Consider the following 5,591-nt stretch of genomic DNA (forward strand, 5'->3'; position numbering starts at 1 on the left):
CTACTCGACGGCTACGGGTCTGAGCGCACGATAAATTTTGAATAGCCACTTACAATACGCTTATCAACTTTTCCCATACGCTTCCAGCATAGCAGCTAGCTTCAATGTTCTGCTGTAAGCCCATTAGCCATAACTAAAAAATTTACATCTTGGGAAAAAGTGATTGGCAATGATGAATAAATATTTAAACACCAAAAAAGTGCTCTCTGCTTCAAATACAGCAGAGTATCGGGTTCTGCTTCCGCTGCTATTGACGGCCATCTTTGCAATAGCACCTGTTAGCATGCTATTCGGCTTTACTACTTACAAAGCAGACTGGAGCATTGTCGAAATTTTTCTCGTAAGCCTACTAGGCTTTTCTGGGAGCGGGCAGTTTGCCGCTCTACCTCTCTCTGAGTCTGGGGCCAGTTTTTTAACTATTGCTTTCGTTACCACTATGATCAATAGCCGATATTTTGCAATTTCGCTTTCATGCTCAAAAAAATTACCAAAAAACAAGCTGCTTAAGGTTTTTGCGTCCCATGCACTCGGCGACGAAGCGTACGCTATTGAGCAGGGACATAACCAAAGAGCCATGCTGATAATTCGCTTCACCATTTTCTTGTCCTGGATACTCTTTGGGGTAGCAGGCGGCATTATAGCTGGGCTGTTTCCCAACCTTTTACCTGACGACATCAATGCCAGTATTCCTGCGAGCTTGGTGCTTCTTTTTCTTGCCATCTCGTATCTTCAAAACCGACCTTATAAAAGTGGTTTGATAACTGTTCCAAAGGCAACGTTAGGCTTTTTAATAAGCGGGCTTTTCTATTACACCCTTGGTGGTATCTACTTTTGGATCCCCTCCATAATTCTACTATCCGCTATCTTCTATCTACTGAAGAGAAAATATTGAGGAACAAATATGGCAGATAATTTTTTGGTGATTTTTGCTCTTCTACTTACAAGTGTCATGGTAAGAGCTCTGCCCTCTTTAATCACCGTTAACTTCGGCGCTAAGGCCCAGCATCTGGTTGAAGAAGTTTTTCCTACCTCTATTTTTATTTGTTTCATCACTTATATTGTGATGCCAGAGGTAGTTAACGGGTTGTCTCTATCTTTTCTTGCTTTTGCTTCAGTAGGCATATTAGCAGTTGCACTAAAATGCGAGTTAATTTTTACCACATTAATCGCTACTACTTTATATTACGTATTGAGCTGATAAGCCCGCAACATGAAAGTCTGTCAAGGACGGAGTAGGTTCATTGCTAAAACAGACAACCCGCTTTGCTTATCCATATATTCCGTTGCATGATTGCCCTGTCTTTCGCCAACAGCAGGCAGCTTACCGCCTATGCTAAATTCTTTTTTTAATACCCAGATAGAAAGATTTGAAGCCTTTTTTTCTGGCGTTGCCTTCGAGCCGCACCGGCACGATACGTATGCTGTAGGCAGGACACTGTCAGGGGTTCATTGCTTCAATTACCGAGGTGAAAAAAGGATCAGCTTGCCGGGCAATACCATTGTGATTCATCCTGATGAGCTCCACGACGGTGAAGCTGGTACGAATGACGGCTTCCACTACCGCATCATGTATATTGAACCCTGTGCTCTTCAAGCGGTGCTTGGTGGCCGCACCTTACCCTACATAAAGGGTGGCGTTAGCACAGACCCTCGGCTATATGCAGCCACAGAATTCCTCATGAATGATTTAGAAACTACTCATGAACAGCTAGAAGAAGACGATATTATCTTTGAGCTGGCCAATATTCTATCTACTGTTGCCGGTCACAAAAAAGGTAGGATGGCATACGACTATGGCGCCGCAGAAAAAGCTAGAGAATATATCCACTATTCGCTGGATTCTCAGATCACACTGGATGATTTAGCGTTAGTGAGTGGCCGTGAAAAATGGAGTTTATCAAGAGACTTCAGGGCATTATACGGAACAAGCCCATACCGTTACTTGACCATGCGGCGTCTTTCGTTCGTAAAACACTATTTGACCCAAGGTTATTCGTTGTCGTACGCCTCGGTTTCAGCTGGTTTCAATGACCAGAGCCATATGACAAACCACTTCAAGAAAGCCTTCGGTCTTACTCCCACTCAGTGGTTATCTAGGTTTAAACCAGACTGCAGGGGTAGTGGCTCATAATCACACTGCAACCCCAAAACTTTCCCCACCATGAAATAAAAACCCGCTCTCGCCAACAGCTTTCACTGTTTGACGAGGGCGGGCTTTGTGATGCTTAGAAGAGTATTAGCTAAGCGCTTCCAGGGACTGCTCGATAATGCTGAGCCCTTCTTCCAACACCGCGGAAGAGACGGTTAGCGGCACCAGAATGCGGATGCTGTTGCCGTAGAAGCCGCAGGAGAGAAGGATTAGGCCTTTCTCGCGGGCTTTGGCACAGAGCGCACCGGTTAGCGCTGTATCGGGTTTTCCTTCGCTATCGAGCAATTCGAACGCTGCCATGGCGCCTAGCTGGCGGCCGTGGGCAACGGCGGGGAATCGCTCTTCCCAAACAGCAAAACGCTCCGCGAGCATCTTGCCCATCTGCTCGCTGCGCTCAAGAATATTTTCCTCTTCGATCACCTCGATCACCGCCAGCGCTGCCGCGCAGGAGAGCGGATTGCCGCTGTAGGTGCCGCCTAGGGAGTTGGGGCCGGAGGCGTCCATTACCTTGGCGGTACCCACAACAGCCGACAGCGGCATGCCGTTAGCGAGGCTTTTGGCGGTGGTGAGAATATCCGCTTCGATGTCGCTATGTTCGAGGGCAAATAGCTTGCCGGTGCGGGCGAAGCCGGACTGCACTTCATCGGCGATCAGTAGAATACCGTGCTCGTCGCACAGCGCGCGCAGCGCTTTAAGGTAATCCGGTGACGCAATATAGAAGCCGCCTTCACCTTGAACCGGCTCAATCACGATGGCCGCTGTACGGTGCGGGGCGATATCGGTTTTGAACAGCGTGCGAATGGCATCCAAAGACGCTTCTTCGCTGATGCCGTGCAGCGGATTCGGGAATGGGGCGCGGAACACGTCGCCCGGCATCGGGCCGAAGTCGTTCTTGTACGGTAGCACCTTGCCGGTCATGGCCAGGGTCATCATGGTGCGTCCGTGGAAAGCGCCGTCGAAGGTAATAATGCCGGTGCGGCCAGTGGCAGCGCGGGCGATCTTCACGGCGTTTTCCAGCGCTTCGGCACCGGTGTTGACCAGCATCGCTTTGCGCTCAGGGCCGCGCACCGGGCTTAGTTCGCAGAGCTTTTGGCACAGCTGCACATAGGGCGCGTAGGAAATGACCGCGGCGCTGGTGTGCATAACTTTCTTGAGCTGCGCTTCAACGGCGGCGACGATTTTCGGGTGGCGGTGGCCCAAGTTCAGCACACCAATACCGCCCGCGAAGTCGATCCAGCGGTTGCCGTCGGCATCCCACAGCTCAGCATTTTCAGCGCGCTCGGCAAACTGGGTTGTCGGCGTGGCAGCACCGTTAGCCACGTAGCGGTTTTTCAGGTCGTTCAATTCTTGGTTAGTCATCATAGCTTTCCTTATAAACCGCCAACACAGACATATTTAAGTTCAGTAAATTCATCAAGACCGTGGTGGGAGCCTTCGCGACCCAACCCGGACTCTTTAACGCCGCCAAACGGCGCCAACTCGGTGGAGATCAACCCTTCATTCACACCGACCATGCCGTACTCCAGCTGCTCCATGGTGCGCCAGATGCGGCGGTAATCCGTAGCGTAGAAGTAAGCCGCCAGGCCAAAGGGTGTATCGTTGGCCATGGCAATGGCTTCTTCATCGCGCTGGAAGCGAAACACCGGCGCGACCGGGCCGAAGGTCTCTTCGTCGGCCACGGCCATCTTGGTGGTCACATCCGCCAGCACCGTGGGAGTGAAGAAGCGCTCGCCTGCGGCGTGAGGCTTACCACCGCAGAGCAGCCGAGCACCCTGGTTCACTGCGTCGTCCACATGGCGCTGCACTTTATCTACCGCTGCTTGGTTAATCAGCGGGCCGATAATGCTGCCATCCGCCAGGCCATCGCCAACCTTCAGTGCGTTCACTCGCTCGGTGAGCTTGCTGACAAACGTATCGTAAATGCCGTCCTGCACCAGGAAGCGATTGGTGCATACGCAGGTTTGCCCAGCGTTGCGGAATTTGGAGGCGATTGCGCCATCAACAGCGGCATCTACATCGGCGTCGTCAAACACGATAAACGGCGCGTTGCCCCCCAGCTCCATGGCGGCCTTCTTCACTGTACTGGCGCACTGGGCAAGCAAGTGCTTACCCACCGGGGTGGAGCCGGTAAACGAGACTTTTCGCACCCGTGAATCCGTGGTGAGCACCTCACCCACCGCTGCCGGTTTTGAGGCAGTAATCACGTTAATGGTGCCTGCAGGCAGGCCCGCTTCCAGCGCCAGGTAAGCGGCGGCAAGCGCGGTGAGCGGCGTGGCTTCGGCGGGCTTGATCACCACGGTGCAGCCCGCCGCCAGGGCCGGGGCGCACTTGCGGGTAATCATCGCCAGCGGGAAGTTCCATGGGGTAATTGCCGCCACCACACCTACCGGCTCGCGCAGAACCAATAAGCGTTTGTCCGCGCCATGACTTGGTAGGGTTTCTCCTGCCATACGCTTGGCTTCTTCGGCGAAGAACTCGATAAACGACGCACCGTAGGTGACTTCGCCTTTGGCTTCCGTCAGCGGCTTGCCCTGCTCCAGGGTCATCAGACGGGCCAGGTCGTCGGCGTGTTCGTTAATAAGCTCAAACCAGCGCCGTAGCAGTGCCGAGCGCTGCTTGACCGGTGTGGCCCGCCAGGCAGCGCCAGCGTTGTAGGCGGCGGCCACGGCGTCACGGGTATCATCGGCGCCCATATCCGCCACCCGGGCAATGGTTTCACCGGTGGCGGGGTTATCCACCGCAAAGGTTTGTTGACCTGTACGCCACTCGCCACCCACCAGGGCTGGAACCGCATCGTGCAACCACTGTTCGATAAAGCTCATACGTTGCTCCTAAAAATCTTAAGTCCAGAAATCTCGTAGGACGGCTTACAGATCCACTTGCATATGGCGATCGCTGTAGTCACGCCCGTAGGTGCGCAGCGCATGCACGTAAAGCACGATGCCCAGCACCGCCCAGCCAGCAAAGATAGTCCACTCCGCGACGCTCAGTGCCGCCGGGCTACCGGGCAGGTAGAGGCACGCCATACCGAAAGAAAGAATGATAGCGAGGGTGCCGCACAGCTTGCCGTTACTTACCTTGAATGGGCGGGGCATATCCGGCTCGCGCACCCGTAGCACCACAAAGGAGATCGCCACAAACAGGTAGGCCAATACGATGCCCAAGCCACCCGCATTAACGATCCACACCAATGCTGGGCGGCCAAAGAAGGGCGCCAAACAGGAGAGAAAGCCCATCATAAAGATGGCATTAGTAGGGGTTCTGTAGCGAGGATGCAGCTTGGCAAACGGCGCAGGTAGCATGCCTGCTTTAGCGAGGGCATAGATTGCCCGAGAGCCGCCGATATAGAAGGCGTTCCAACTAGTAATAATGCCCGCAATACCCGCCATGACCATTAAGTTGCTGGCCCACGCGGCGTTAAACAGGCTTCCCATGGCGTCCG

General features: G+C 53.3%; 6 protein-coding genes. 3 read left to right on the plus strand and 3 right to left on the minus strand.

Translation table 11 applies throughout. From position 1 onward, the window contains the following. Positions 1–169 precede the first annotated feature (169 nt). From ACTH5D_RS17010 to ACTH5D_RS17020, 3 genes are all read left to right on the plus strand, one after another. Positions 170–892 carry an AzlC family ABC transporter permease gene (locus ACTH5D_RS17010; RefSeq protein ID WP_441673321.1) on the plus strand — a complete coding sequence of 241 codons (723 nt, stop codon included), beginning with the start codon at positions 170–172 and terminating at the stop codon, positions 890–892. 9 nt (positions 893–901) lie between these two features. Further along, positions 902–1,198 carry a hypothetical protein gene (locus tag ACTH5D_RS17015; RefSeq protein ID WP_441673314.1) on the plus strand — a complete coding sequence of 99 codons (297 nt, stop codon included), beginning with the start codon at positions 902–904 and terminating at the stop codon, positions 1,196–1,198. A gap of 132 nt (positions 1,199–1,330) precedes the next feature. After that, a complete protein-coding gene (locus tag ACTH5D_RS17020) occupies positions 1,331–2,131 on the plus strand; it encodes a helix-turn-helix domain-containing protein (protein WP_441673316.1) in 801 nt (266 codons plus the stop codon). Between the two features lie 105 nt (positions 2,132–2,236). Here ACTH5D_RS17020 and gabT read toward each other — a convergent pair whose 3' ends face one another. The 3 genes from gabT to ACTH5D_RS17035 form a co-directional block, all read right to left on the minus strand. Next, positions 2,237–3,508, minus strand: coding sequence for a 4-aminobutyrate--2-oxoglutarate transaminase (gabT, locus tag ACTH5D_RS17025; RefSeq protein WP_039857345.1), 1,272 nt, complete (start codon positions 3,506–3,508; stop codon positions 2,237–2,239). Between the two features lie 11 nt (positions 3,509–3,519). Further along, complete coding sequence (locus ACTH5D_RS17030; RefSeq protein ID WP_027957076.1) at positions 3,520–4,971, minus strand: NAD-dependent succinate-semialdehyde dehydrogenase; 1,452 nt, start codon at positions 4,969–4,971, stop codon at positions 3,520–3,522. A gap of 45 nt (positions 4,972–5,016) precedes the next feature. Further along, the coding region (locus tag ACTH5D_RS17035) for an APC family permease (protein ID WP_441673319.1) at positions 5,017–5,591 on the minus strand (575 nt) is incomplete at its 5' end.

This window comes from Halomonas sp. (assembly GCF_052095695.1).
Taxonomy (GTDB): domain Bacteria; phylum Pseudomonadota; class Gammaproteobacteria; order Pseudomonadales; family Halomonadaceae; genus Vreelandella.

Excerpts from the sequence above, each read along its gene's own strand:
- ACTH5D_RS17030 (WP_027957076.1), bottom strand. The coding sequence starts at position 4,971 with ATGAGCTTTATCGAACAGTGGTTGCACGATGCGGTTCCAGCCCTGGTG.
- gabT (WP_039857345.1), bottom strand. The coding sequence starts at position 3,508 with ATGACTAACCAAGAATTGAACGACCTGAAAAACCGCTACGTGGCTAAC.
- ACTH5D_RS17010 (WP_441673321.1), top strand. The coding sequence starts at position 170 with ATGATGAATAAATATTTAAACACCAAAAAAGTGCTCTCTGCTTCAAAT.
- ACTH5D_RS17015 (WP_441673314.1), top strand. The coding sequence starts at position 902 with ATGGCAGATAATTTTTTGGTGATTTTTGCTCTTCTACTTACAAGTGTC.
- ACTH5D_RS17020 (WP_441673316.1), top strand. The coding sequence starts at position 1,331 with ATGCTAAATTCTTTTTTTAATACCCAGATAGAAAGATTTGAAGCCTTT.